At 71.5% G+C, this 25,496-nt stretch carries 24 protein-coding genes; 13 read left to right on the top strand and 11 right to left on the bottom strand.

All coding sequences use genetic code 11. The features are described 5' to 3' along the window. Nucleotides 1-66: 66 nt before the first annotated feature. The 3 genes from C2L58_RS05235 to C2L58_RS05225 form a co-directional block, all read right to left on the bottom strand. On the bottom strand, nucleotides 67-885 hold the full coding sequence (locus C2L58_RS05235) for a hypothetical protein (protein WP_103336268.1): 819 nt from the start codon (nucleotides 883-885) through the stop codon (nucleotides 67-69). Nucleotides 886-958: 73 nt separating this feature from the next. After that, nucleotides 959-1,477: an SMI1/KNR4 family protein gene (locus tag C2L58_RS48480; protein ID WP_146073529.1), complete on the bottom strand. Its 519-nt coding sequence runs from the start codon at nucleotides 1,475-1,477 to the stop codon at nucleotides 959-961. Then, complete coding sequence (locus C2L58_RS05225; RefSeq protein WP_233225554.1) at nucleotides 1,386-1,979, bottom strand: TetR/AcrR family transcriptional regulator; 594 nt, start codon at nucleotides 1,977-1,979, stop codon at nucleotides 1,386-1,388. Before C2L58_RS05225 ends, C2L58_RS48480 begins: the two co-directional genes overlap by 92 nt. A 78-nt stretch (nucleotides 1,980-2,057) precedes the next feature. On the opposite strand from C2L58_RS05225, the gene C2L58_RS05220 reads away from it, so the two are divergent. The 3 genes from C2L58_RS05220 (at nucleotide 2,058) to C2L58_RS05210 (ending at nucleotide 4,961) form a co-directional block, all read left to right on the top strand. Then, nucleotides 2,058-3,254 carry an alpha/beta fold hydrolase gene (locus C2L58_RS05220; RefSeq protein WP_103336263.1) on the top strand — a complete coding sequence of 399 codons (1,197 nt, stop codon included), beginning with the start codon at nucleotides 2,058-2,060 and terminating at the stop codon, nucleotides 3,252-3,254. Nucleotides 3,255-3,351: 97 nt separating this feature from the next. Next, nucleotides 3,352-4,320, top strand: a complete 969-nt coding sequence (locus tag C2L58_RS05215) for an alpha/beta fold hydrolase (protein ID WP_103336262.1) — start codon at nucleotides 3,352-3,354, stop codon at nucleotides 4,318-4,320. Nucleotides 4,321-4,382: 62 nt separating this feature from the next. After that, nucleotides 4,383-4,961: a hypothetical protein gene (locus tag C2L58_RS05210; protein ID WP_146073528.1), complete on the top strand. Its 579-nt coding sequence runs from the start codon at nucleotides 4,383-4,385 to the stop codon at nucleotides 4,959-4,961. Nucleotides 4,962-5,199: 238 nt separating this feature from the next. Here the strand turns inward: C2L58_RS05210 and C2L58_RS05205 are convergent, their stop codons facing one another. Continuing rightward, a complete protein-coding gene (locus tag C2L58_RS05205) occupies nucleotides 5,200-7,143 on the bottom strand; it encodes an ATP-binding protein (RefSeq protein ID WP_103336259.1) in 1,944 nt (647 codons plus the stop codon). 449 nt (nucleotides 7,144-7,592) lie between these two features. On the opposite strand from C2L58_RS05205, the gene C2L58_RS05200 reads away from it, so the two are divergent. Beyond that, a complete protein-coding gene (locus tag C2L58_RS05200) occupies nucleotides 7,593-8,336 on the top strand; it encodes a hypothetical protein (protein WP_146073527.1) in 744 nt (247 codons plus the stop codon). 428 nt (nucleotides 8,337-8,764) lie between these two features. On the opposite strand, the gene C2L58_RS05195 is transcribed toward C2L58_RS05200, so the two are convergent. After that, nucleotides 8,765-9,148: an aldo/keto reductase gene (locus tag C2L58_RS05195; protein WP_233225558.1), complete on the bottom strand. Its 384-nt coding sequence runs from the start codon at nucleotides 9,146-9,148 to the stop codon at nucleotides 8,765-8,767. Nucleotides 9,149-9,163: 15 nt separating this feature from the next. On the opposite strand from C2L58_RS05195, the gene C2L58_RS05190 reads away from it, so the two are divergent. Continuing rightward, the gene (locus C2L58_RS05190; RefSeq protein ID WP_233225559.1) at nucleotides 9,164-9,517 is read left to right on the top strand and encodes an SbtR family transcriptional regulator; all 354 of its coding nucleotides are present in this window, start codon (nucleotides 9,164-9,166) and stop codon (nucleotides 9,515-9,517) included. 120 nt (nucleotides 9,518-9,637) lie between these two features. Then, a complete protein-coding gene (locus tag C2L58_RS05185; protein ID WP_199191103.1) occupies nucleotides 9,638-10,354 on the top strand; it encodes a VOC family protein in 717 nt (238 codons plus the stop codon). 4 nt (nucleotides 10,355-10,358) lie between these two features. Here C2L58_RS05185 and C2L58_RS05180 read toward each other — a convergent pair whose 3' ends face one another. Then, the gene (locus tag C2L58_RS05180) at nucleotides 10,359-13,073 is read right to left on the bottom strand and encodes an AfsR/SARP family transcriptional regulator (protein ID WP_158264081.1); all 2,715 of its coding nucleotides are present in this window, start codon (nucleotides 13,071-13,073) and stop codon (nucleotides 10,359-10,361) included. Nucleotides 13,074-13,267: 194 nt separating this feature from the next. Here C2L58_RS05180 and C2L58_RS05175 point away from each other — a divergent pair, with 194 nt between their 5' ends. Together C2L58_RS05175 and C2L58_RS05170 are read left to right on the top strand one after the other, a co-directional pair. Further along, nucleotides 13,268-13,753 carry a peptidase inhibitor family I36 protein gene (locus C2L58_RS05175; protein WP_103336252.1) on the top strand — a complete coding sequence of 162 codons (486 nt, stop codon included), beginning with the start codon at nucleotides 13,268-13,270 and terminating at the stop codon, nucleotides 13,751-13,753. Between the two features lie 145 nt (nucleotides 13,754-13,898). Beyond that, nucleotides 13,899-14,792 (top strand): glycosyltransferase family 2 protein, encoded by an 894-nt coding sequence (locus C2L58_RS05170; RefSeq protein ID WP_158264080.1) that lies wholly within the window; start codon nucleotides 13,899-13,901, stop codon nucleotides 14,790-14,792. 75 nt (nucleotides 14,793-14,867) lie between these two features. On the opposite strand, the gene C2L58_RS05165 is transcribed toward C2L58_RS05170, so the two are convergent. Continuing rightward, a complete protein-coding gene (locus tag C2L58_RS05165; RefSeq protein ID WP_103336297.1) occupies nucleotides 14,868-15,485 on the bottom strand; it encodes a TetR family transcriptional regulator in 618 nt (205 codons plus the stop codon). Between the two features lie 81 nt (nucleotides 15,486-15,566). Between C2L58_RS05165 and C2L58_RS05160 the strand changes: the two genes are divergently transcribed. Continuing rightward, a complete protein-coding gene (locus tag C2L58_RS05160) occupies nucleotides 15,567-16,022 on the top strand; it encodes a nitroreductase/quinone reductase family protein (protein WP_103336248.1) in 456 nt (151 codons plus the stop codon). A 234-nt stretch (nucleotides 16,023-16,256) separates the two neighbouring features. Here C2L58_RS05160 and C2L58_RS05155 read toward each other — a convergent pair whose 3' ends face one another. Further along, a complete protein-coding gene (locus tag C2L58_RS05155) occupies nucleotides 16,257-16,850 on the bottom strand; it encodes a dihydrofolate reductase family protein (RefSeq protein WP_103336246.1) in 594 nt (197 codons plus the stop codon). A gap of 292 nt (nucleotides 16,851-17,142) precedes the next feature. Here C2L58_RS05155 and C2L58_RS05150 point away from each other — a divergent pair, with 292 nt between their 5' ends. Continuing rightward, on the top strand, nucleotides 17,143-18,618 hold the full coding sequence (locus tag C2L58_RS05150) for a non-reducing end alpha-L-arabinofuranosidase family hydrolase (protein ID WP_103336244.1): 1,476 nt from the start codon (nucleotides 17,143-17,145) through the stop codon (nucleotides 18,616-18,618). A gap of 74 nt (nucleotides 18,619-18,692) precedes the next feature. Here C2L58_RS05150 and C2L58_RS05145 read toward each other — a convergent pair whose 3' ends face one another. Beyond that, the gene (locus tag C2L58_RS05145) at nucleotides 18,693-19,286 is read right to left on the bottom strand and encodes a TetR/AcrR family transcriptional regulator (RefSeq protein ID WP_103336243.1); all 594 of its coding nucleotides are present in this window, start codon (nucleotides 19,284-19,286) and stop codon (nucleotides 18,693-18,695) included. A gap of 60 nt (nucleotides 19,287-19,346) precedes the next feature. Between C2L58_RS05145 and C2L58_RS05140 the strand changes: the two genes are divergently transcribed. The 3 genes from C2L58_RS05140 to C2L58_RS05130 all read left to right on the top strand — a co-directional run bounded on the left by C2L58_RS05140 (nucleotide 19,347) and on the right by C2L58_RS05130 (nucleotide 21,899). Continuing rightward, nucleotides 19,347-20,285, top strand: a complete 939-nt coding sequence (locus C2L58_RS05140) for a beta-ketoacyl-ACP synthase III (protein ID WP_103336241.1) — start codon at nucleotides 19,347-19,349, stop codon at nucleotides 20,283-20,285. A 190-nt stretch (nucleotides 20,286-20,475) separates the two neighbouring features. Continuing rightward, nucleotides 20,476-20,775, top strand: coding sequence for a DUF6355 family natural product biosynthesis protein (locus C2L58_RS05135; RefSeq protein ID WP_103336240.1), 300 nt, complete (start codon nucleotides 20,476-20,478; stop codon nucleotides 20,773-20,775). Nucleotides 20,776-20,909: 134 nt separating this feature from the next. Then, entirely contained in the window at nucleotides 20,910-21,899 is a 990-nt protein-coding gene (locus tag C2L58_RS05130; protein ID WP_103336238.1) for a winged helix-turn-helix domain-containing protein, read from the top strand. On the opposite strand, the gene C2L58_RS05125 is transcribed toward C2L58_RS05130, so the two are convergent. Both C2L58_RS05125 and C2L58_RS05120 read right to left on the bottom strand, forming a co-directional pair. Then, nucleotides 21,896-23,977 (bottom strand): tetratricopeptide repeat protein, encoded by a 2,082-nt coding sequence (locus C2L58_RS05125; protein ID WP_158264079.1) that lies wholly within the window; start codon nucleotides 23,975-23,977, stop codon nucleotides 21,896-21,898. The genes C2L58_RS05130 and C2L58_RS05125 overlap by 4 nt on opposite strands. Next, nucleotides 23,941-25,161, bottom strand: a complete 1,221-nt coding sequence (locus tag C2L58_RS05120) for an AfsR/SARP family transcriptional regulator (protein WP_158264078.1) — start codon at nucleotides 25,159-25,161, stop codon at nucleotides 23,941-23,943. Before C2L58_RS05120 ends, C2L58_RS05125 begins: the two co-directional genes overlap by 37 nt. Between the last annotated feature and the right edge of the window lie 335 nt (nucleotides 25,162-25,496).

Genomic DNA, 25,496 nt, shown 5'->3' with positions numbered 1-25,496 from the left:
CCGGCCGATCACCCAAGCCCAGCGACCGACACACCCCGATCCCTCACCAACTAAAACACCAGCCACCTAGCCCGCCGAGAGGACCGTGCGGGAGCCCAGCCGGCCCTTCTCGGGTTCCCGCGTGAGCTGGCCGGCCGCCACGGCGGCGGTCAGCGCACCCACGGCGTCCTCGGCCCGGTAGATCGTCTCGAGCAGCGTGAACCGCTGCAGCTCGGCGACCGTGCGGGAACCCCGCCGGGCCAGTTCCGCCAGCAGTGCCCGCCGCAACGGCAGCAGCTGCGGGGTGAGCGAGATGTCCACCAGCGCTCCTTCGGCGTCACGCGGGTCGCGGTAGCGGATGCCCGCGAACTCGTCCACCGCCCACAGCTCGGTCTTGAACGTCGCCAGGTGCCGGGTGTCCGCCGTCGCGAACACCAGCGTCCGCGCGGTTCCGTCGTCGGCCACCAGGTCCACCGCCACCACGCACCCGAGGCCCACCGCCCACAGCCGGTCCCGGTGGTCCGGGTCCGGCTCGGCCGAGAGCAGGACCTCGTGCGCCTTGCCCCGCAGCAGCGCCGGCGGCCAGGCGCCGGACAGGTGCGCCAGCATCGGCCCGGGCACCTCGACCTCCCCGAGGTCGGCGACGGTCCGGACGGCCAGCCCGGCCGGAGCGCCGCCCGGCGGGATCGGCCGTCCGACGAGGACCGCCTCCAGGGGGTGACCGGCCAGCCGGTCGGCGAACTCGCCGAAGACCCGGAAGGCATCGGCGGCGAAATCCCCGCATTCGACGTACGTGGCGCCGCGCGGAGACCGCAGCACGGTCGCCGTCCACGCGTCGAGGTACCGCACCAGCACGTCACGCTCGACGGAAACGTGCGGGTCAGGACGCCGGACGCGCTCGGCCACGCTTCCGGTTGTACCGCACTCCCCCACCGGTCACCAGCAGGACCACCCGGTCGCGACGGCCGGCCGGGGCGGTTCAGTACAGGTCGAGGAGGGCGAGGGTGCTTTCTTCCACGGAGGCGTGCCCGGCTTCGACGAGGTCGGCGGCGCAGGTGAGGAACGCGGCGAGCGACGGCGCCTGGGGTGCGCCGAGGTCCGGCACGTCGGGGCGGAACACGACCTGGCCGGGGGTGCCCCGCTCGCCGGGGTCGAGGTCCACCAGGTAGCAGTCGCCTTCGAAGGCGAGGAACGGCAGCCAGGACGGCGACACGGTCCACCAGTAGCAGGCGGGTTGCCCGACGGGGGTGGCCAGGTCGCCGACGGCGTCGGTCAGCATGCGGTGCATCCCGATCATCTCGTCGATGGTCAGGAAGTGGTGGAAGTTGAGCGGGCCGCACAGCCGGTCGGGGTCGTCCTGGCCGGCCGAGACGCGGAGCAGCGCGCAGAGGTCGTCCGGACCGGCGCTAGGAAAGGCCGAGTGAGCGCGAGAGGTGCGCGGCCCACCAGCGCAGCTGCGGGCCGCTGGCCGTGGCCGCCCGGCCCGTGACGCCGGCACTGCGGCGGAACACGGGACCGTACAAGGACTCGGTGACGAGGGCCTGGTGAAGAGCGGCCACGGCGAGCCGGGTGTCCTCGAAGTCCGCCGCGTCGGTCCGCATGGCGTGCAGCGCGTCGACGACCGGGGCGAGCATCCCCGAGCCCCGGTCCCGCCACCCGGCGGCGTGCAGCGCCACGGCCAGTTCGCCGTAGCCATCGCGGTAGAACGCGGCCAGCGTGTCGACGAGCTCACCGAGGTCGGCGCCGCGATCGAGCCAGGACCGCAGCACCGCCGCCACCCCGGCGCGGATCTTCCGGCCGCCGTGCCGCAGCAGCGCTTCCAGGAGGTGGTCGCGGCCGCCGAAGTGGTGGCTGATCCCGGCGTCGGTCATGCCGACCCGCGCGGCGACGGCCCGGACCTGCACCGCGGCGACGCCACCCTCGGCCAGGATCCGCTCGGCGGCGTCCAGGATCAGGCGCCGGGCCTCCTCGGGAGGACGGCGCACACGCGGAGAGGTCACGCCGCCACCATACCTTGACTGGTCAAAGTACGGGGCCTACGGTCCTACCTTGACACCACAAGGTAGAGGGGGGCCGCCGTGCTCGTTTCGGAGCGACGCCTCGCACGTCCGGACGCGGTCCTCATCGGACACGAGACCGGCGCCGGACCGACCGTTCTGCTGCTGCACGCCGGCGGTGAGCGGCGCCGGGTCTGGACGCCGGTCACCGACGTCCTCGCCGAGGCCGGGTTCCGGTGCGTGGCCTTCGACCAACGCGGGCACGGTGAGAGTGCCGGCTCGCCGCGGACGCTCGCGCTCTGCGCGGACGACGTCGCCGCCATGCTCCACGCCGAACCGCCGGGCTGCGTGGTCGTGGGCGCCTCCCTGGGCGGGCTCGCCGCCATCGCCGCCCTCGGCGACCCGGCGGTCCGGGCCAGGGTGGCGGGTCTCGTGCTGGTGGACGTCGTCCCCGGTCTGGATCCGGGCCGGGTCCGCCGCTTCCTCGCCGCCGGCGGCCTGCTCGACACGCACGCCGGACTCGTCGAAGACATCCTGGCCGGGGTTCCCCGGCTGCGAGAGATCACCGCCCGGCTCGACCTGCCGATCCTGCTGGTGCGCGGCGGCGACGGGTCGCCCGTCACCGACGACGACGTCGACCGCTTGCTGCGTCAGGCTCCGCACGCCGTGGTGACCCGCATCCCCGGGGCCGGGCACCTGATCGCCCGGGACCAGCCGGTGGCGCTGGCCGAAACCCTCGCCGCCGCCACCACCGAGTGGCCCGCGCTCGCGCTCCTGCGCGAGCTCGGCGCGGAGCGGGCCGGCCACCCCGGCGGCCATCTCCTCGACCACCTCCGGCGCGTCCGCGATCAGGTGGCCGAGTGGGGCGGGAGCCGGCGCGCCCGCCTCGCCGCGCTGTGCCACGCCACCTACGGCACCGACGGTTTCCCGCACCCGCTGCTGCCGCCGGATCGCCGGGCCCGCCTGCGCGCGGCCATCGGCGACGACGCCGAGGCCCTCGTCCACCTCTACGGCGGGTGCGACCGGAGCAGGACCTACGCCCACCTCGGCACGACACCGCTGCCGCTCACGGACCGCTTCACCGGCGAGACCGTCCCCCTGGCCGCCGACGACCTGACCGACTTCGCTTTCCTGACCATCGCCAACGAACTCGACGTGGCCCGCACCGCTGCGCTGACCACCGAAACCCGCAGCGGCATCCGCAAGCTCGTCGCCGCGCTGGGTGCCTACGTCCCCGACGTCAGCAGCCGGGCCCTCGCCGACCCGGCCCTGCTCTGACGGCGTGCCCTCTCACACCGCCCATCAACTTTCGTCGCCCCCGATGTCCACCTTCACCGCTTACCCCGGGACAGCCCGGCGCGGTTCCCTGGGCGTCATGACGAAAACACGGCATTCCAGGCGCACGGCGTTGCGCGCGGCGGCACTCGGCGTGACGGCCGGCGGGCTCACCCTGGCCGGAGGCGGCGCGATGGCCCAGGCCCGCACCGGCCGGGGCCGCACGACGACGTTCGTGGTCGTCACCGGTGCGAGCGGGAACCCGGGCGGGATCGACGCGCTGTCGCTGCGTGGGCACCGCACCGTGGGGGTGGACCTGCCGGGGCACCGCGCCACCGACGCCCAGTTCGCCCTCGACTACCAGTGCCCGCAGGACCCGGCGTCCCTGGCGACCCGGCCGTCGCCGATGGCGGGTGTCGGCCTCGACGCGTACGCCGCGGCGGCGATCGAAACGGTCCGCACGGTCGCCGAGTTCGGCCCGGTCGTGCTCTACGGCGGCAGCATGGGCGGAGCGACGCTGAACCGGGTCGGCAACGCGGTGCCCCACCTGATCGACCGGATCGTCTACGACAGCGCGTTCTGCTGCGTGGACCTGGCCTGCCCGGAGGACTACCTGACCACGCCGGAGGGTTCGACGACCCTGGCCGGCGAGGTCGCCGCCCTGGTGGTCGCCGACCCCGCGGTCATCGGCGCGGTGCGGGCCAACTACCGCACCGCCGACGTCGAAACCCTGACCAGGCTGAAAAAGGTGCTGATGGCCGGCGCGAGCGACGCCGAGTTCCACGCCATGCTCGCTTCCCTGCACCCCGACGAATCGCTGACCGTGGGCCGGGAGAACTCCCAGGTCCGGCCGGACACTTGGGGCCGCATCCCGCGGACCTACATCCGGCACACCGCGGACCGGATGATCCCCCTCGCGCTGCAGGACCGGATGATCACCGAAGCCGACCGGCTGACCCCGGACAACCGCTTCGACGTCCACTCGGTGGACGCGGGGCACGCCGCGACCGCCGAGCAGTTCCGGCGGATCGTCGAAATCCTGCACCGCCTGCCGGAGTGCCACCGGTGACCGAGCCTGGAGTGGCGCTCTCGACGGCCGTCCGAGGCCCGCCCGTGGCGTACTCTCGGCGCGTGGGGATCACGAAGTCCGGCAGGAACCCGATCCGGCCGGTGGCCGCGCTCCGGGAGCTGCGGCGCACGCAGGCACGACCCGAGCCGGTTCCCGGCGATCCGGGAACCCCCGCCGTGCCACCGGATGAAGACACGGTCGTCGTGGCGGCCACGCGCGCCCGGGTGCGGGCTTCCCGCGCCATCGCCGGCATCTGCGCGGTGCTGTCCGCCGCCTTGGCGGCGCTCACGCTGCTGCCGGACGGACCGTGGCGCGCGCCGCTCGTCAGCTCGGCGTTCATCGCCGGTTTCGCGGCGGTGGCCGCACTGGTCGACTCGGTGCGCTTCCGCTCCCGGCTCCCGGCAACGTGGACGGAACTACAGGTCATCGGCCCGGCGGCGGCCGAGCCCTGGCGGCTGGCCCGAACTCCCGACGGCACCGAGCTGGCGTTCAAGTTGACCAGCACCGACGACGTCCTGACCCGCCACATCGAGCGGACGGGCCACCTCCGCGTGCTGGGCGAACCCCGCATCGGCGGCCCGGTCCGGATCGCCGTCCCGGGCCACTCCCCGCTGGGCCTCGCGTTCTTCAGCCTGCCCTGAACACCACCCCCGGCGGCAAGCTCAGTAGCGCAGTGGTCGGAGGGCGCGGTGGCGCAGGCCGCCGCCGTGCCGAAGATCTCCGCCCGGTGGGGCTGCCCGGCCCCACCCCGGTGGACCAGGTGTGTCCAGGGCCGGCACCGGCGAATCCCCAGGCGTCGTGCCAGCACGTCCCGGCGCCCGAGGCGCGGCCGGTGAGCATCCCACGCCGATGAGTGTGTCGTGGTCGTGGTCTGCCGGGTCATTCCCGGAGCCGGGCGAACAGTTCCCTTGCCTCCCGGGATCGGGCTTCGGCCTCCTCATCCCGGCCCAAGGCGCGCAGCGGGGCGACCATCCTGTCCAGGGTATTGGCTCTGTGCCGGAGATATCCGTGGGAACGGCGCAGGGTGAGGGCTCGCTCGTAGTGCTCGATCGACTCGGCCGGCCGGTGGGCGAGGTACTCGATGTGGGCGAGGGTTTCCCGGCAGGACGCCTCGCCCTCCGGATTGGGCCCCAGGGCGAGAGCGGCCTCGCCGAACGACCGGGCCCGATCGAGGTCGCCGAGCCGGGCGGTGAACCACGCGACCGCGTTCAGGGCGTGGGCTTCGCTGATCGTGTCGCGGAGTTCCCTGGACAGCCGCAGGTTCTCCTGAGCGTGGTTCACCGCCTCGGCGTTCTCGTCCTGGCGGCCGAGGGCCCAAGCCAGCGCACGATGTGTGTGCGAGAGCTGGTACAGATCCCCCGACCGCGCGGCGAGGACGCCTGCTTCCCTCAGGTGTGTCAGCCCTTCCGCATTCCGGTGGGCACGAGTGAGAGCTTCGCCGAGACGTCGATGGGAAGTGATCAAGGCCGGACTCGGCGTTCGGGCGCGCAGGGCAAGTCCCCAGGTCCGGATGTCGGCGTCGGCGTGGTCTCGTCGGTGGTGGTAGGTCGTCAACGTTCGCGCCAGGTGCCAGACCACGTCGTGCCACCCGTGCTCCGCGGCGGTGTCGACCGCGGCAAGCAGGCACTGGTGTTCCGCGTCGAACCAGGCCAGCGCCGCATCGACGCCACTGAGCGCCTCCGGCCGGCATCCCCGCGACATCGGCGGCAATTCCGCGGGTGCACCGTACGGCTGGAGCCGGCGGTCCGCCGAGTCGGCCGTGTACAGGTAGTGGTCGATCACCCGGCGCGTGGCCTCGACGTCTTCGGCGCGGACTTGGGCACGGAGCAGGTCGTGCATGCGGTACCGCCCGCCGGCCACCCGTTCCAGCAGGCAAAGGCGCTCCAGAGCCGGCAGGTCGGATTCCGGTCCGGCGAGGCTCGCCAGGGCGGCGAGCCCGATGTCCGGGCCTGGGGCGGCGGCAAGCAGCCCGAGGAGACGCGACTGCGTCTTGGTCAACGCGCGCAGCGACCACGACAGCGCCGCAGGCACGCTGTTGGCCGGGTCTTCGTCATCGAGCCGGCCCAGCTCGTCGGCGATCCGTGCCAGCGACGTCTCCGGGTCCATCTGGCCGCGGCTGCCCACGACCGCCAGGGCGAGCGGCAGTCCCGCACAATGCTCCACGATCCGCCGCACAGCCGCGGGATCCGAGGCGACCCGGGCCGATCCGAGTCGCGCGGCCAGCAAGTCGCGGGACTCGGCGTCGCCGAGCACGCCGAGCCGCAGGTGCACGGCGCCGTGCCGGGTGTTCAGCGAGCTGAGTCGACGGCGGCTGGTCACCAGGACCGAGCAGGATGACCCACCGGGCAGCAGTGGCTCCACCTGGACCGCGTCAGCAGCGTTGTCGAGGACCACCAACAGCCGCTTGTCCGCGGTCAAGCTTCGGTAGAGCGCGACTTGAGCATGCGGATCAGGTGGGACGTCGACGGCTCCGAGAGCGTCGAGGAACCCCCGCACCGCGACCGCGGGAACCATCGGTCGATCCGGCGAAAACCCGCGCAGATCGACGAACAGCTGACCGTCCGGAAACCGGTGCCGGTGGGTGTGCGCCCAGTGCACCGCCAGCCACGTCTTGCCGATTCCGCCGATCCCGGCTATCACGTGCACCCCGGGGCCGCCGGCCAAATCGGCCAAGTCACCGGCCCGGCCCACGAACCGTGCCGGCGCGGCAGGCAACTGCCGAGGCGGCGGCGGCACCCGGGCGATGACGACTTCTCCGGCCTGCACAACCATTCCCGTCACATGGCCGTTGACGACGTTGTGCACCCGCGGCTGGTCAGGCATGTCAACCAGGATGCACCGGCCGGCGCGTTACGACCAGATCTGCCTGGTCCTGGCTTGTTCGAGCCGCAACCAGCGAACTGATCCACATCCCAGGCCCGATCCGGTCCACAGTGGACACCATGGTGGCCGCACGCCCGGCCCGGCGATCTCCGAATCGCCGGTGCCGCCGGCAGCAGGCCGGCCGGAAAAGATCTCCACGCACCCTGGCCGGCGTGGTACGGTTGGCACGTTTCAGCGACCCTGGGGGGAAACAAATGCGTCGCATCTTGGTCGTTTGTGCTGCGTTGGTGGCACTGTCCGGGGGATCCGTTCCCGCTCAAGCGCGAACTCTGGATCAATGCACCTGGACGTCGTCGGCCCTGCCGTTGCCGGCGGGTGCCACGAGCGGAGCGGTGTGGGCCGCGGGCGCGGACGGCTACCTGGCCGGTCAAGCAACCGACGGAAGGGTCTTGCTGTGGCACCACGGTGCCCTCCTCGACGTGAACGCGCCGGCCAGCAGGTCCATCTACGTTCTCGGGGTCAACGGCAGCGGCGAGATCGTGGGCTACAACGGGCTCTCGAACGCGGCCTTCGTGTACCGCGACGGCACGTTCCAGACGCTCCCCGGCCCCGCCGGGGCGAGCGTGTCCGCCACGGCCATCAACGATTCCGGTGACATCGTCGGTACCTCTTTCGCCGCCCCTGGTCCCTACCAGAGCGTCGTGTGGAAACGAGACCGGCCGGGCACCTACCAGATCGTCGCCGACGACGTGGCGGTCGGCATCGACAACGCGGGCAACGTGGTGACCGAGAAGGGATCGGTGTGGTCGCCGGACGGGACCACCCACCGGCTCGCCGGCTCTCCCGACCTCCAGGTCCAGAAGTTCCAGGGCGGTTACGCCCTCGGCCAGGCCTTCGGCGACTACACCAGCCTGCACAAGTGGGACGCGACCGGAAGCCTGGTGTACCGGTACGAGGCGCAGGATCGCCCCTCCCCGCGAGGGATCAACTCCCACGGCCTGATGGTTGCCTCGTACACGCCCGTCGGCGGCACCGCGCGGGAACTGGGTGTGTGGCGCGATTCCACGTTCACCGGCAACATCACCTCGGAACGCTGGGTCCAGGTGGTGACGGAGGACGGCGAACTCGCCGGACAGCGCCCCTCGGCGGACGGCAAGACGTTGGTGCCGGCCAGCTGGACCTGCGCCGGCTGAGGGTTGCCCGAAAGGGCGACGCGCCCCGCCTGCAAAGGCGCGTCCGGTCGGTAAAAGCCGACGGGTCACCGTGGACCGGTGCCCGAGCACTTGCGCCACCCCGATCATGCGGCCGAGGTCGCGCGCGCCCACGAGCCGGTGCACCCGCGGCCACCCGCGGTTGCCCGGCTCGGGTCGGCGATCGGCAACCGCAACCTCACCGCGTTCCTGCGGCGCGCCCTCGTGGTGCAGCGCCAGTCCGCTCGTGAGAACTACGACACCGAGGTCGCCAAGGCGGCACCGAACTGGCCGGATGCGGCGCGCCGCCCCTGCTCAGCGAGTTCGCGGGCAGTTTCCGCGACGCGGCGGAGCTGGTCAGGCGCGGTGACGAGGCGCTGCGGCTGGTGCGCGAGGCCGAGGCCGCGGGTGGAGCGAACCTCTTTTCGGTGTCAGGTGGGCGTTCCCGGCCGCTGCGCCAGAGCGTCGAAGGCCGTCGTCGCTTCGTGGTCCAGCTCGATCCGGGCGACCGCGACGTTGTCGGCCAGGTGGGCGAGGTCGCGGGTGCCGGGGATCAGCAGCGTGGCCGGGCTGTGCCCGAGCAGCCAGGCCAGCCCGGCCTGAGCCGGGGTGATGCCGAGGCGCCCGGCGTGCGCGACGACGACCGGGTGGTCGGTGACGCTGGGCAGCCGGTCGAAAGCCGATCCGAGCGGGCAGTACGGCACCCAGGCGATGCCCCGCTCGGCGCACTCGGTCAGCACGTCTTCGTGGCCCCGGGTGAGGACGTTGTACAGGTTCTGCACGCAGACGATGCCGGCGGGAAGGGCCTGCCGCAGCTGGGCGAGATCGACGTGGCTCAGCCCGATGCCGCCGACTTTGCCGAGCTGCCGCCGCCCGCAGCCCTGCGCGAATGGATGCGCCGCTACCAGGACTTCGTCGCCACGAAACGCGGCATGGCCGAAGCCCTGCGCGCGGTGATCGCCAGCGGCGCGATCAACTCCGGCCACACCCGCGAGCGGCTCGAGGTCGCCATCGCCACCATCCTCGACGCGGGCCGCGCGGACGGCACCCTGCGCACCGACGTCCGACCGGCCGACATCTCCGCCGGCATGGCCGGCATCATGCTGACCGCCGCCGACACCGACCAGGCCACCCGCATGCTGCAACTCCTCGTCGACGGCCTGCTCGCCCGCGACTCCGCCTGAAGAAACCCGTACGTGGGCAGGATGTTTCAGGGACACACCGGCACTGGATCGCCGCGATTCGGATTCCGCCGGTCCCCTATTGCCTTGCCCCCTCGTGGCGGCGGTGTCTACGTTCCGGTGATGCGTTCGCGACTGCTGGCGGTGACCTTCGAGGCGGACAACCCGGCCGAACCGGCGCGCTTCTGGGCCGACGTTCTCGGCCGGGAAGTCATCGAGGACACCGGCGGGTTGCTGCTACCGGGCGCGAACACCCAGCTCGGCCTGCGGTTCATACCGGGCCGCGCCGGGCAACTCGGCGCGAACCGGATGCACCTGCACCTGACCAGCGCCGACCTCGACGACCAGCGGCACACGGTCGCCACGGCGATCCGGCTCGGTGGCCGCCACTTCGACGTCGGGCAGCGACCCGAGGAGACGCACGTCGTCCTGGCCGACCCGGCAGGCTACGAGTTCTGCGTGATCGAGCCCGGCAACGACTACCTCGCCGGGTGCGGCCCGCTGGGCGAGCTCACCTGTGCCGGCTCGCGGCAGGCCGGCCTGTTCTGGAGTGAGGCGCTGGGCTGGCCCCTGGTGTGGGACCGCGGCGAGCAGACCGCGATCCAATCACCGCGCGGCGGCACGAAAATCGCCTGGGACACCTGGGAAAGCACACCCGAGGGGCCGAACCGGCAGCGCTTCGAGCTGCTCCCGGCGGACGGCGACCAGCGGGCGGCGGTCGACGCCCTGATCTCCCTCGGCGCCACTCGGCTCGACGCCGGCCACGACGGCACCGTCGTACTGGCGGATCCGGACGGCAACGAGTTCCGGGTGCGGGCGACCGGTCGGCCGCCGGGATAACCGGCTACGAACCGTTTTTCGATCGGGCGAGCGCGCGCCGCCACACTGCGCGCGCTTCCGCGTTCATGCCGTTGACGGCGTGCACTTCGCCGACTCTGCTCAGCGTGTCGGCCTCGTTGTAGGTGTCGCCTTTGGTGCGACGGATGGACAACGCCTCGTGGTAGTAGGTCAGCGCCTGGCTGTTTTCGCCGGCGTGGAGGGCGATGTGCCCGAGACTGTCCAGGACCGCGGATTCACCCGCGTGATCCTGGTGCCGCCGAAACAGGGCGAGCGCGGATCTGCAGTAATCGTGCGCCTCGCGGAGTTTGCCGGTTCTGGCGGTCAGCCAGCCCAGTGCGGCATAGGCGTCGGCTTCCCAATGCGTATCGTGCACGGATTGGTAGAGGTGCAGGGAATCGGCGACGAGCTGGATGATGTCGTCGATGGCCTGCCGATCCGCCGGTGTCCACGCCAGCGACGCCCGAACCGGCGAAGTGGCCGCGCTCTTGCCGAGGGCAACCGCTTCCTGGAGGTGGTGGACCGCTTCGGTTTCCCTCCCCAAGCCGAGCCGCGCGCACGCATGGCTGAGGAATCGATGCGCCCAGGCCTGGAGAGTGGTATCGCCAAGGCGTTGCGTGGCAACCAAACCGGCGCGCCACGCACTGATGTCGGCGTGGATGTGCCCGCGACGCCGGTGGAACGCACTCAGCGACCAGGCGATCTGCCAGACCAGCTCGTTCCACCCCTTCTCGGCGGCGAGGTGCTGGGCAGCGAGGATCAACGAATGCTCGGTGTCGAACCACGCCAGTGCCGCCGGCTCGTCGGGCAGAAGCACGGGAACGCAGTCCGCCGCAGGCGGCGCCGGGGCGATGGGCAAGCGATGCGGGTACAGCAACCGTTCACCGGAATAGGCGGTGTGGAGGTAGAACTCCACCCAGCGCCGCAACGCGGCATCGTGGTCGGCCGGCGGTTGTTCCGCGGCGTACAGGTGCACCAGATCGTGCATCCGGTAGCGACCGGGCACGTACTGCGACACCAGGGACAACGCCTCGAGTTCGCGGAGCACCCGGCCGGCTCGCCGGGCGGGGAGACCGGCGAGTGCCGCGAGCGCCGAGGTGCTGATGCCGGTCCCCGGCACGAGACCCAGCAAGCTGAACACAGCCGCTGCTTCGGGACCGAGTCCCCGAAACGAGCAGCCCAGGACGGTGCGCAGATCGCTGCCGAGCTCACCGGCGCTGAGCGCGTCCAGGCGCGTCGACGGGTCGATGACCTCCTCGGCGAGCGATGCCAGTGTCAGGGAAGGATTCGATCCGGCGCGCGCCGCAGCGATTCCCAGTGCGAGTGGGTGGCCGCCACAGCCGGCGACGAGCGCGGTCACCGCGTCGGGCTCGGCGGTGACGCGGTCCTCGCCCAACTGCAAGCCGAACAGGGTGCGGGCGTCGGACTCGTCGAAAAGGCGTGGTTCGGTCCGGACCGTGCCGTGCGCGACGACGAGGTCTTCGAGCCGGTGGCGGCTCGTGATCAGCACGGTGCACGACGCCGAGCCGGGCAACAGGGGCGTGGCCTGCTTGCTGTCCCGGACGTTTTCCAGCACGACCAGCAGGCGCTTGTCCGCGACCAGGCTGCGGTACAGGCCGATTTGGGCGTGCGGGTCGGGCGGGATCAGCTGCGGGTCGAACCCGAGCGCGGTGATGAACCCGCGCACCGCGGTCGCCGGGTTCATCGCGAGGGCGGCCGGAGAGTAGCCCTGGAGGTCGACGTACAACTGGCCGTCTTCGAAGCCGGCGGCGTGCCGGTGGGCCCAGTGCAGCGCCAGCCAGGTCTTGCCGATGCCGCCGGCCCCGGTGATCGTGGAAATCATCACCGTGCCGGCTCGCCTCGCGCGGTCCAAGGCGCCGGTGAGCGCGGCGAGTTCGGCGTCGCGTCCGATGAACCGCACCGGATCCGGCGGCAACTGCCGCGGTACCGGGACCGCCACCTCGCCGGGCCGTGACCCGCTCGGCGCCGGGGCGTCGGTGAGGAGCCGCAGGTGGAGGTCCTGGAGCGCGGTTCCGGGATCGGCACCCAGCTCCTCGACCAGCCTGTCCCGCACGCGCTGGTAGTGCGCCAGCGCCGAAGCCGTCCGGCCCGCGCGGTGCAGGGCCAGCATGTACTGCCCCGCGACCCGCTCGTCCGACGGCCACCGGACGGCGCGCCGGGACAGCTCGGCGAGCAGGTCTTCGCCGTGTCCCAGCCGCAAGAGGACGTCGGTGAGGTCGTGCTCGGCCTCCTGCCGCTCGTTCGTCAGCCGGTCGCGTTCGGCCTCCGCCCAGTCGCCGTCGAGCCCGGTCAGCGCCGCTCCGCGCCAGAGCCCCAGGGCTTCTTCCAGCAACGCCCTGGCCCGCTCGTCCTCCGCGCCCCGGCTGCCCGCGCACAGGCCACGGAACCGGTGCACGTCCACCACGCGGTCCGCCTGCTCCGCCACCAAGGCGTAGCCACCCGAACGCAGGACGATCTCGACCGTGGCGTCCGCGGCCAAGGCTCGGCGCAGTCGCGAAAGGTAGCTCTGCAGCGTCGCGCGCCCCCGGCGGGGCACGTCCGTCCCCCACACCCGCTCGGCCAGCCGTTCCACCGGGACCAACCGGCCGGCGTCCACCGCCAGCGCGGCCAGCACGCACCGCTGCCGCGCGGGTCCGAGATCCACCGGCCGCCCGTCGACGTGCGCGGTCACCTCGCCCAGCAGCCTGAACTCCGCCGCCATGCTCCCCCCTCCCCCTCCAGGGACCTGCATACCGGTCCGCGTCGAGGAACGTGGAAGAACGCGCGCGATTCACACGAACGGTCGCAACGTCGGCGACCGTGGCCTGACCAGCGGAATGCAGTGCCTTGCAGGCGTTTCACAGCTGCGGCGGATCAGGGTGACTTCGACCGGGAACCATTCGAAGGAGAACTGCCATGACCCACCGCTTCAAGAGATTCGCTTCCGCGCTCATCGCCGGTGCCGGGCTCTGCGCCCTGCTGCTGAGCGGTAGCCCCGCCACCGCGGCGACCAGTGACCAACCGGCCGTCCACGTCCTGTCGCCGGCGGCGTTCGCCGCCGCCTCCGCGAACGACTGCGTGGACTACCGCATCTGTTTCTGGACCGGTGACTACTACTCCGGCACGTTCGTCGCCTTCAGCGGGAACTACGCGCCCTGCGAAGGGTGGCGGTTCGAAGGCACGAGCCTGCAGGACCACACCTACTCGTTCTGGAATCGCGCTTCCGGCCCCGTCTCGGTCTGGGACCGGTTCGCCGACGGCACGTACCGCTACAACAAGCTCGGCCGGTTCGGCCGCAACTTCGCCGACGACTACCGCTTCAGCTACCGGACCGACGCCTGGGTCTACGACCCGAACGGCACCTGCACTTCGCTGAACCTCCATCAACTGCAGGGAGTCTGACCACCCGGTCATCGCGGGTCTTCCGGCGGCGGGCAGACGGATGCTCGCCGCCGCGTCCCCGAACGCCGGGCTCGGCCAGGGACCTCGGCGATCGATTTCCGGCTTGTATGCTGAGCTCCGTTCGAAATCGACCGGGGGTTGGCGAGTGCGGATCGTGATGACGTTGCTGGTGCGCGACGAGGCCGACATCGTGGCGGCCACGGTGGAGCACCACCTCGCCGCGGGGGTGGATTTCGTCGTGGCGACGGACAACGGGTCCGTCGACGGCACCACCGAAATCCTGGAACGCTACCGCGAAGCCGGGGTCCTGGAGCTGTGGCACGAGCCGGGCCGCGACTACGAGCAGAGCCGGTGGGTCACCGCGATGGCCCGGCGCGCCGCGGAGGCGCACGGCGCCGACTGGGTGATCAACGGTGACGCCGACGAGTTCCTCTGGCCCGGCGCGGCGACCGATGTGGACCGGACGGCGATCCCGGACGCGCTGGCCGCCGTCGACAGCCGGTGCGGCACCGTGGAGATGGTCCGCGACAACCTGGTGGCCGATCCCGCTCGCGGCGGTCCGTGGCCGTCGACGCACGTCCTGCGCGACACCCTGGCGCTGTCGGCGCGCGGCACGCGGATCGGGAACAAAGTGTGCCACCGCGCCGATCCCGGGGTGACGGTCGGCGTCGGCAACCACAGCGCGACCGGCGCCGCGCTCGGCGAACTCGCCGCCGAGCGGCCCCTGGGGATCCTGCACGTGCCCGACCGCGGACTGGCGCAGTTCACCCGCAAGGTCGCCAACGCGGGATCCGCCTTCGCCGCCAACACTCGCCTCGATCCGGGCATCGGCTGGCACATGCGCGAGGACTACCAGCTCCTGCTGGCCGGTGAACTGGCGCGAACCTGGGCTCGGCGGCAGCCGGACGCGGCCGCCGTCGGCGCCGGCCTCGCCGCGGGAAGCCTCGTCCGCGACAGCCGGCTCACCGACCGGCTGACCGCGATGCTGCCGACCGCGGTCATCCCCGACGCACTCAAGGACGTTCTCCGCGGAGAGTAGCGCCGGGATACCCAAGCGGAAGTTCGCGGCGGCGCCGACCGGAACACGGGAAGGGCTCGCCGTCCCACCCCGATGTCACTGACTGGCAGCCGTCGGCCCTGCGGGGTAGTCCAGGCCGGTGGACAGCAGGTCGAACGCCTGCCCGGTCAGCTCGGATTCCGGCGCCTGCCGGCCGGCCGCTCGCCACGCGACGACTGCCGTCTGCACCGCGCACAGTGCCACCGAGGCCACCAGGTACGGACGGGGGTCCACGGCCGGGTCCACACCCATCCGGGCGCCGATCAGCCGCGCCACCTCGTCGAACCGGGCGGTCGCGCGCTCGATGCGTGCGGCCGTCAGCGCCGGGCTGACCGAGATCACCTCCTGCAGGCTGTGGAAGCGCGTGTCGGCCTCGGACGTCCGGATGACTTCGACCGCGGCCGTCCGCAGCGCGGTCAGCACCGGCCGGTCGGCCGGTTGCGCGGCGAACGCCTCGAGCACCGCCGTGATCTGGTCGTCCGCGAGGGCCAGCGCCACGTCTCCCTTCGAGGTGAAGTAGCGGAAGAACGTTCGCGAGGAAACTTCGACCGATTCGGCGATCTGGTCGATGGTCGTGGCCTCGAAGCCGTGGGCGCAGAACAGCGCGTGGGCCGCGTCGATCAACGCTTCCCGCGTCCGCTGCTTCTTCCGTTCCCGCAGGCCGAGCTTCTCCATGCCGGCCAGCATACGACAGCCGCGTCACGGACAGGCTTTTGTCAGTTGACGACACTTGTCACTATGTGACAGTGTGCCGGCATGAAGCCTCCCCCGCCGACGTCCCGCTACTGGAAGCTGCAGCGCCGCCTGGCGCGGCTCAACACGTTCCTGTTCCGCACCACCGGCGGCAGAGTGGGCGGGTCGTTCTTCGGCGGCGCGCCCGTGCTGCTGCTGCACCACGTCGGCCGCAAGTCCGGCGAGGCCCGGATCAGCCCCCTGATCTACGTCGACGACTCCCCGCGCCTGGTCGTCGTCGCCTCGAAAGGCGGCGTGGACGCCCACCCGGCGTGGTTCCACAACCTGACGGCGATGGCGGCCACCGAGGTGGAACTGCCCGGCGGCGAACGCCGGCGGGTCCGCCCGCGCGTCGCCGAAGGTGCGGAGCGGGCTCGCTTGTGGGAGCGAGCGGTGGCGGTCTACAAGCCCTATGCGACCTATGCGACCTACACCGAGCGCAAGATTCCGGTGGTCGTCCTCGAACCCGCCGACGCCTGACCCGCCGGCCGCAGAGTCACCTCAGCGCCAGAACGGCAGGCAGGCCCAATAGCCCGCTGCCACCACCAAGAACAACACCTCACACTCGATGCCGCCGAGAAGGCTCAAGCCGCCGGACCAGGGTGCGGCGACGCGCTCCCCGCAGAGGCGGTCCGCGACCGCCGCAATACCGGGAAAACCCGTTCAGCGCAGCGAATCCGGCGCGACCGGCCGGACTCGCCGCGGATCCCGGCTTCACCGCGGCGATTCAGGACCGTCCCGGACGATGCGGTAACGCAGATGCGTGGCGTTGCGGCCTTCGAGCCGCCGGACGGGTTCCAGTTCGACGGGGCCGAGCCCGGCCGGCTCGAACAAGCGGCGGCCGCCGCCCAGCAGGACCGGGATCAGGTGCAGTTCGAGCTCGTCGAGCTGGCCCGCCGCCAGCAAGGCCCGCGCCGCACCCGCGCCGTGGACCAGCACGGCCCGGTCTCCCGCCGCTTCCCGGGCCTCGCCCGCACACGCGGTGACGTCGGTGTAGAACTTCGCGCTGCCCGGCGGCTCGTCGGCCGGGTCGATGCGGTGGGTGAGCACGTGGATCGGCACGCCGTCGTGGTGGTCGCCCTGCCACCGCCCGGCCAGCTCGAACGTCCGGCGGCCGGACACCACCGCGCCGGTCGACGAGGCCTCGGCGTACACCTGCCCGTTGACGCCCTCGGACATCCGGTCGTCGAGCCAGTCGAACAGCCGCCCGCCGCCGCGGCCGAGTTCCTGGCCCGGCCGGTCGTCCGGCCCGGCGATGTAGCCGTCGACCGACATGGACATGTACAGCCGCAGTGGTGTCCTGGCCATCTTCGTTCCCTTCGTCCGGACAGTCGGCGGCGGCGTGACCCTCGGGCACGAAGTCGCTCTCACCCCTGCGTCGATCGCGCGACACCGGATTCGACAGCCGGCCGAAGAACTCGAAACCTTCGTGTTACATCTTGACGCGGCCGACGTAATCGTTCACAGTCCTCCTACTGCGTTCAGCCGCACCGCCGATCGACCACCCACCCCCTGCCCTTTCCTGCTCCCCCACCGCATCCGCCACAAAATGTTAACGCTAACAGTGCGCGGGCGGTCCCACGCCGAAAGGAAAGATGCCATGTCGCTTGGACTTGCGCGTACCGCGAGGTGGCGCCGCCGGGCGGGGTCGGCCGCCGCGGCGGTCGTGGCCGTCGCGGGCGGGCTGCTCACGGTGGCCCCGGCCACGGCGTCGGCCGCCACTGTGGACACCAGCGCCTGGTACGTCCTGCTGAACCGCAACAGCGGCAAGGCCCTCGACGTCAACGGCGCCTCCACCGCCGACGGCGCCAACCTCATCCAGTGGACCCGCTCCAACGCCACCAACCAGCAGTTCCAGTTCGTGGACGCCGGCGGTGGCAACTACAAGCTGCGCGCGCGGCACTCCGGCAAGCTCGCCGACGTGCTGGGCGCGTCCACCGCCGACGGCGCCAGCGTGGTGCAGTGGACCGACAACGGCGGCGCCAACCAGCAGTTCGGCCTCGCCGACTCCGGCAGCGGGTACGTCCGGCTGGTCAACCGCAACAGCGGCAAGGTGGCCGGCGTGCAGGGCGCTTCGACGGCCGACGGCGCCGGCGTGGTGCAGGCGAGCAGCGGGACCGGCAACGACCAGCAGTGGCAGCTCGTCCAGGTCGACGGGGGCGGCGCCACCTGCACGCTGCCGTCGACGTACCGCTGGTCGTCGACCGGCCCGCTGGCGAACCCGAAGGCCGGGTGGGTCGCGCTCAAGGACTTCACCAGCGTCGTCTACAACGGCAAGCACGTCGTCTACGGCACGACGCACGACACCGGATCGAACTGGGGATCGATGAGCTTCGCCCCCTTCACGAACTGGTCCGACATGGCCACCGCCGGCCAGAACACGTTGTCCATCGGGGCCGTCGCGCCGACGCTGTTCTACTTCGCCCCGAAGAACATCTGGGTGCTCACCTACCAGTGGGGCTGGCCCGACACCTTCTCCTACCGCACCTCGAGCGACCCCACCAACCCCAACGGCTGGTCCGCGCAGCAGACGCTGTTCACCGGCACCCTTCCCAGCGGGGCCCCGCTCGACCAGACCATCATCGGCGACGGCACGAACATGTACCTGTTCTTCGCCGACGACAACGGCGGCATCCACCGCGCCACCATGCCGATCGGGAACTTCCCGGGCAGTTTCGGCTCGAGCTACACGAAGATCATGAGCGACACTCCCGTCAACCTGTTCGAGGCGCCCGAGGTCTACAAGGTCCAGGGCCAGAACCAGTACCTCATGATCGTCGAGGCCCAGGGCGCGAACGGGCGCTTCTTCCGGTCGTTCACCGCCACCAGCCTGGGCGGCTCGTGGACTCCGCAGGCCGCCACCGAGAGCAATCCCTTCGCGGGCAAGGCCAACAGCGGCGCCACCTGGACCAGGGACATCAGCCACGGCGACCTGGTCCGCACCAACCCCGACCAGACCAAGACCGTCGACCCGTGCAACCTGCAGCTGCTCTACCAGGGGCGCGATCCGAGCTCCGACGGCATGGACTACGGCCTCCTGCCGTACAAGCCGGGCGTGCTGACCCTGCAGCGCTGATCGAGCGGGAACGGTGAACCGGAGCGGGCGGGCTCGGCGCAAGCCGGGCCCGCCTTTTCCTGTCCCAGTGTCTTTTACACCAGGCGTGCCAGCGCCCGGCGCGCGCGAGCCGGCGCCTGCCGGTCGCCGTGCAGCTGCAGGAAGTGGTTGAGGGCCAGCATGATCGCGACGATCTCGTAGAGCAGCTGGTCGATGTCGGTGTCCGGCGGCAGTTCCGCCAGGCTCACCGCCCGCCAGATGTTGAGCCGCAGCTCGCGCTGCCAGAGCTGGTCGGCCCGCACGATGGCGTCGCGCACCGGCCCGTCCCGGCCGTCGAACTCGGCCGCAGCCGCGGTGAAGAAGCAGCCGCCGGGCAGGAGTTCCCGTTCCAGGTGGGAAATCCACGCCTCGCAAGCCGCGCGGAGGTACGGCAGGCCGCGCGCCACCCCGCGCGCACGTTCTGGTACCTCGCGGACGAACATCGCGGTGGCGGCGTCGACGACGGCCAGCTGGAGGCTCTCCTTGGTGCCGAAGTGACCGATCACGCCCGCCTTGCTCATCCCCAGCTCGGCGGCGAGCCGCCCGATGGTCAGCCCTTCCAGCCCCTCCGCCGACGCGATCACCAAGCCGGCGTCGAGGATGCGCTGCCGGGTGAGCCGGGATTCGGCCAGGGACTTCCGGGGACTCATGGAAACACTATAGATTACGAACGATCGGTCGCTATTTTGCCCGGCTCCTGAGGAGGACCCATGCCCGGCTCCCGCCTGACCGCGCTCGGCCACCACCAGCCCGCCCGCGTGCTGACCAACGCCGACCTGGAAGGCATGGTCGACACCTCCGACGAGTGGATCCGCCGCCGCACCGGTATCGCCACCCGCCACATCGCCGACGGCTCGGTGGCCGACCTGGCCACCGAAGCCGCGGCGAAGGCGCTGGCCGCGGCCGGTCTGGACCCCGGCGAAATCGGCCTGGTCACCGTGGCCACCTGCAGTGCGATCGACCGCTGCCCGTCGATCGCCGCCCAGGTCGCGGGCCGGCTGGGCATCCCCGCCCCGGTCTGTTTCGACCTCAACAACGGCTGCGCGGGCTTCTGCACCGCCTTGGCCACCGCGGACCACGCCATCCAGGCCGGAGCCGCCCGGCACGCGCTGGTCATCGGCGCCGAGAAGATGTCGGACGTCACCGACTGGACCGATCGCGGCACCTGCGTCCTCCTCGGCGACGGGGCCGGCGCGGCCATCCTGAGCGCCGCCGACACACCGGGGCTCGGCCCGGTCGTCTGGGGATCCGACCCTTCACGCAGGCACCTGGTCCGGCTCGTGGACGCTTGGCAGCCCGCGTTCGCCCAGGACGGCCAGTCCGTGTTCCGCTGGGCCGCCCAGGAACTGCCCGCGGTCGCCGCGGAGGCCTGCCGCCGCGCGGACATCGCCACCACGGACCTCGCCGGAGTCGTCACCCACCAGGCCAACCTGCGGATCGTCGAGGCGCTGACCGGCCGGCTCGATCTGCGCGACGACGTCGTGATCGGCCGGGACGTGGTCGATTCGGGCAACACGTCGGCGGCGTCCGTGCCGCTCGCACTGTCCAAAATGGTCGCCCGCGGCGAGCTGCCGTCCGGCGAGCCGGTCCTGCTCTTCGCCTTCGGCGGCGGGCTCTCCTGGGCCGGCCAGGTCGTCACCTGCCCGTGAGTGACGACGAGCACTCGTCCCCGCAGGCGACGTTTCAGACCTGGCTGAAACGGGTTGTCGGTGCCTTGGCCCTCTTCTAAGCTCGTCTTGTCCGGCGCATTCCGGAATCGACGAATCGCTCCGTCAGAAAAATTCGCCGTACCAGGAATTCGCTCCGGTACTCTGAAAACGCAATCTGGAGGGATTCAGTATGTTGACAAAGCTTGCCGCCAAGGCCGGCGCAGCGACCGCCGTCGCCGCGACCGCGGGCGCACTGCTGCTCGGCGCCGCCGCCCCCGCCTCCGCCGCAACGCCGGCGAGTGACGCGGGTACGCAGGCAATCTGCGGCTACTACTCGTCCGGCGGCAAAGGCTACTACAACCACTGTGGTCCGACGAACATCACCATCCACGTCGAGTACACCGTCGGCAGCGACAACCTGTGCGTGACCCCGGGCGTCACCAGCCTCGGCTATTTCGCGGAGAACGCCTGGTACACCGGCCTCTGCTGATTCGCAAGAAGCATCGATCCCGTGTGGCGGAAACCCCGCCACACGGGATCGTTGCGTTCTGCGAGGTGAAGCCAGATTCCGCCATACATCCGTGTATAGCATCTGAATGGCACACTTTGTGATCATTTCCGGTCATGGGGGTTCACCAGAATACTTTGCGCGTTCATTTCGAGGCCGAAGATCTTGCCCGCACCCGCGTCCAGCACACGCCGGATCCGTTGTGGGAGACGCTGCTGAGCTTGCACCTGCTGCAGGGCGGTACCGGGCAGCCGGTGTTCGGCGAGTGGCGGTCCTGGGTCCGGCAGCGGCTGGACCGTTCGGTGGGATTGCTGCTCACCCTGGCGCCACCGCGCGGCTACTCGGTGGACTTCCTGACCCCCGGGGCGGGCGCGACCGACCTCGAAACGGGACTCGACGCCGTGCTCAGCACTCCTCGCTCGCTGCTGGCCGCCGATCGCACCGAGCTGGCCGCCTCCCGGCCCCTTCCGTCGTGGGCGCCGTCGCTCGCCGCCGGTGAGCTCGACGTCCTGCACGAACTCGGCGACGCGGTGCGGCGGTACTTCTCGGTCGCGGTCGAACCGTACTGGCCTGCCATCGTCAGCCAGGCTCGGGCGGACAGGCTGCAACGCGGCGAGATCGTGCTCGACGGTGGTGTCGAGGCGCTGCTGTCCACCCTGCATCAGCAGGTGCGATGGCAGTCCCCGGTACTCGAGATCGACTACCCGGTGGACCAGGAACTGCGGCTCGGCGGCCGCGGTCTCCTGCTGGTTCCTTCGCTGTTCTGCTGGCAGTCGCCGGTCACGCTGCTCGACGCGGCCCGGCAGCCGGTGCTCGTCTACCCGATCGACCGGCGCCCCGGCTGGTTCACCGGGGTCACACCCATCAGGTCCGCGACCGCGCTGCTGGGCCGGACCCGGGCCGCGGTGCTGGACATCATCTGCGCCAGACCGCTGGTCTCCACGACAGAGATCGCCGCCGAGCTCCGGATTTCCGCGGCGGGGGCCAGCCAGCACGCCACTGTCCTGCGCGATTCGGGGCTGATCGTCACCGATCGCGCCGGCGGCGCGGCGCGGCACCGGCCGACGACGTTCGGCTCCGCGCTCCTCATCGTGAGCGCATCCTAGGTATGCCGCCCGCACCCGGGTGCCACGCCTGCTTCGGTCGACAGGAGGGTTCGCACCTCGACGGCGATCGGCGCCGCGCTTCCGAGGTCGAGCAGTTCCCCGGCCGCGAGCCAGTGTTCTCGCGCACCCACGTGGTCGGCCTGGTATGACCGGACGGCGCCCAGGACGACGAGGGCACGCGCCTCGCCGAGCACATGCCCGCTCGCTCGCAGGTCCTGGAGACCTCGCGAAGCGTGCTCGTCGGCCGCGACCGGGTCGCCGGCCGCGAGGACCGCCTCCGCGAGGCCGATCCGGGCCTGCCCGGCGAGGAGACCGAAGCCGCCCCGTTCGGCGGTCCGCAGCGCGATGGAGGCGTAGTCGGCTGCCGTCCGAGGGGCGGCCGAGGAGAGCCCGATCGCCGCCACGATCTCGCCCCGGCGGTAGCCGATCCGCTTCGCCAGACGAAGCGCTTCGAGATAGTGGCCGTGCCCGGTTTCCTCGCCACCGACCTGGACGTGGACGTCGCCGAGTGCGCACAGCGCGTCGGCTTCGAACCTGCGGTTGTCCGCGTCTCGGGCGGCGCGCAGCGCTTCGTGGGCGCATGAGTGCGCGTCCGGGAAGCCACCGGTGTCCAGGTGCACGGCGGCCAGGCGCACCAAGACGTCCGCTTCGTCGTCGCGTGAGCCCAGTTCCCGGAGGATCTCGCGGGCCTCGGTGAGGACCTCCAGCGCACGGTCCAGGTCGCCGGTCACCCGATAGCCGTGACCGAGGTTGCACAAGGCGATGGCCGCCGCGTGCGGAGAACCAAGCCGGCGGCAGACCTCGAGTGCGCGCTCGTTGTGCCGGATGCCCTCGGCCAGCCGGCCGCGTTCGATGAGCACGGCACCGAGGTTGATCAGGCCGTTGGCGATGCGGAGCGGGGCGCCACACTCCTCGGTCGCGGCGAGCGCGGCCGTGAAATGGTCCGTGGCCCGGTCGAGCCGGCCGAGGTCGAGGTGGACGACACCGAGGGCGTGCAGCACCGAATCCTCGCCGGCGCGCGCCCCGCTGACGTGATAGGACTCCTTGGCCGCGTCGAGTTCCGCGAGCGCCCGGCCGTAGGCGCCACGGCTCCACGCCAGAGCGCCGAGGCTGTGCCGCATGGCGCCGGCCGCGTGCCGGTCGTCCGCCTTCTCCGCGGCCGTCAGCCCGGTGCCCGCCGCCGCCTCCCAGTCCGCGTCCAGGCGGTGCGAATGGTAGAAGCCGCGCAGGACGTCCGCGAGCCGCCAGGCGTAGGAAATCGGGCCGTGTTCGGCGGTCCACCGGATCGCGGCCAGTATGTTCGTGTGCTCGGCCAGCAGCCACTGCCGTGCCTCGGCCGGATCGAACGGCCGCTCGCGCGGTTCGCCGACCGGCAGCCGCAGCATGTCGGGGTAGAGGGCGGTCGCCGCGCGGTCCGCGGTCCGCAGGTAGTGGTCGAACAGCCTGCCCAGCGCTTCGTCCCGGATCGCCGCAGGGATCCGCTCGCCGGCACGTTCCGCTGCGTAGTCTCGAAGGAGATCGTGCAGCCCGAACCGTTCGGAAGCCCGGTACTGCACGAGGTGACTGGCGACGAGTTCGCGGAGCACCTGCCGCGTCGCCCTGGTGTCCAGGCCCGCGAGGGCTGCCGTGGCGATCAGGCTGACGTCGGCACCCGGCACGAGGCCGAGCAGGGAGAACAACCAAGCGCCCTGCTCCGAGACGGCGTCGTAGGACATGTCGAAGGCGCGGCGAAGGCCGAGCCGCTCGTCGCCTGGCACGCTCAACCGGGCGACCAGACCGGCGCCGGCCAGCTCCGACCGGTAGTCGGCAAGGGTTTGTCCGGGCCACAGCACCAGGTTCGCGGCGACGATTCGCAGGGCGAGCGGGAGCCCCGCGCACAGCTCGGTCAGTTCCCGGGCCGCCGGCACGTCGGCGGCGATCCGGTCCGCGCCGACGACCGTGGTGAGCAACGCGAGGGATTCGTCCGCCGACAGCTCGTCCACCGTGAGCGACGTAGCGCCGAGTGTGATCTCCACGCCGGCCAGCCGATGCCTGCTGGTGATCAGGACGGAACATCCCGAGTCCCGGGCAGCAACCACCGGACTTGATCGGCGAGGGCGGCGTTGTCGAGCACGACGAGGAGCCGCCGGTCGGACAGCACCGAACGGTACAGTGCGGCCGCGTCGGCGAGATCCTTCGGCACGCGGGCGGCCGGGACGCCCAGTGAGTGCAGGAACCGGCTGAGAACCTCGAGCTGATCGAGCGCGGGCGTGGACGAATAGCCGTGGAGGTCGACGAACAGCTGGCCATCGGGAAATGCCGGTGCGACGCGGTGGGCCCAGTGCAGGGCCAGGGTGGTCTTGCCCACCCCGGCCGGTCCGACGACCACGGCGATCGGCGGGGTACCACTCGTCTCCCGCCGGATCAGCAGTTCGTCCAAAGCCGACAGTTGCGAGGCACGACCGATGACGACGGCCGAGTCCGGCGGGAGTTGCCGCGGACGGATCCAGCCGTTGTGCTGCGGCACCGGTGCCGGTTCGATCGCCGGGGCGTCGGTGAGGATCGTGCGGTGGGTCCGGCGCAACGCTGGTCCGGGCTCGACACCGAGCTGCTCGACGAGCATCGCGCGGGCTCGCTGGTAGGTGGCGAGTGCCTCGTCGGTCCGTCCCCCGCGATGGTGGGCCAGCATCAGCAATTCCCATGGCCGCTCCCGCAGCGGCGCCTCGCCGGTCAGCACCCGGAGGTCGGCGGCAGCGACGTCGTTGCACCCCAGATCGAGCCATGCCCGCGCGCGTTCCTCGGCGACTTGCAGGCGCAGCTCGTCGAGCCGTTCGGCTTCCGGACGCAGTAACTCGGGCAGTTCCAGACCACCGAGGACCGGCCCGCGCCAAAGTTCGAGAGCAACGCTGAGGTGTTCGACCGCGGTGGCCGGCATCCCCCGGCCGAGCTGATCGGTGCCCAACCGGGCGAGCCGTGCGAACCGCTCGGCGTCGAGCTCTCCATCGTCGACCGTGAGCTGGTATCCGCCGCGGTACGTCCTCAGCCGGTCCGCCCGGGTGGGATCCGCGGCGCCGAGGACGCGGCGCAGCTCGGCCACGTACGACTGCAGGTTGGCCACCGCGGACTTGGGCGGAAACTCGCCCCATAGCTGATCCACGAGCGAGTCGGCCGACACGGCCGAGTTGGCCTTGAACAGGAGCACCGCGAGCAGCGACCGGGCTTTGCGCCGCGTGATGGTCAGGGCGCTCCCGTTGCCATCGAGGACTTCGAGAGGACCGAGCACACGAAACCGCAGCGTGCTGCACGCAGGCGAGAAAGATTTTCTCATCGTTCCCCCAGAGTTCACTCCCGATCTTGCCCGGTTCGGGTGTCTTGTCGCAAACAGGACAACTTGGCCACGAGGACGCCCGGGCCATGCCTGCGCGCCCCCGGGTGGACGTGGGGGCAGACGAGCGTGGGCGCATCAGCACCCAGTGACGGGTGGCGGCAGACCTCGCCCATGCTCGTCGGCACGGCGAAGGGGTGGCCTGGGCCAGCCCACTCGAAAAAGTCAAACCGCAGGTCAGCGCCCGGTCAGCCGGGCTTCCCGTGCGGGACAGCGCCTGGTCCACGCGCGCA

The organism is Amycolatopsis sp. CA-126428 (assembly GCF_002904335.1).
Lineage (GTDB): Bacteria > Actinomycetota > Actinomycetes > Mycobacteriales > Pseudonocardiaceae > Amycolatopsis.
This window is presented reverse-complemented; position numbering and strand designations above follow the sequence as displayed.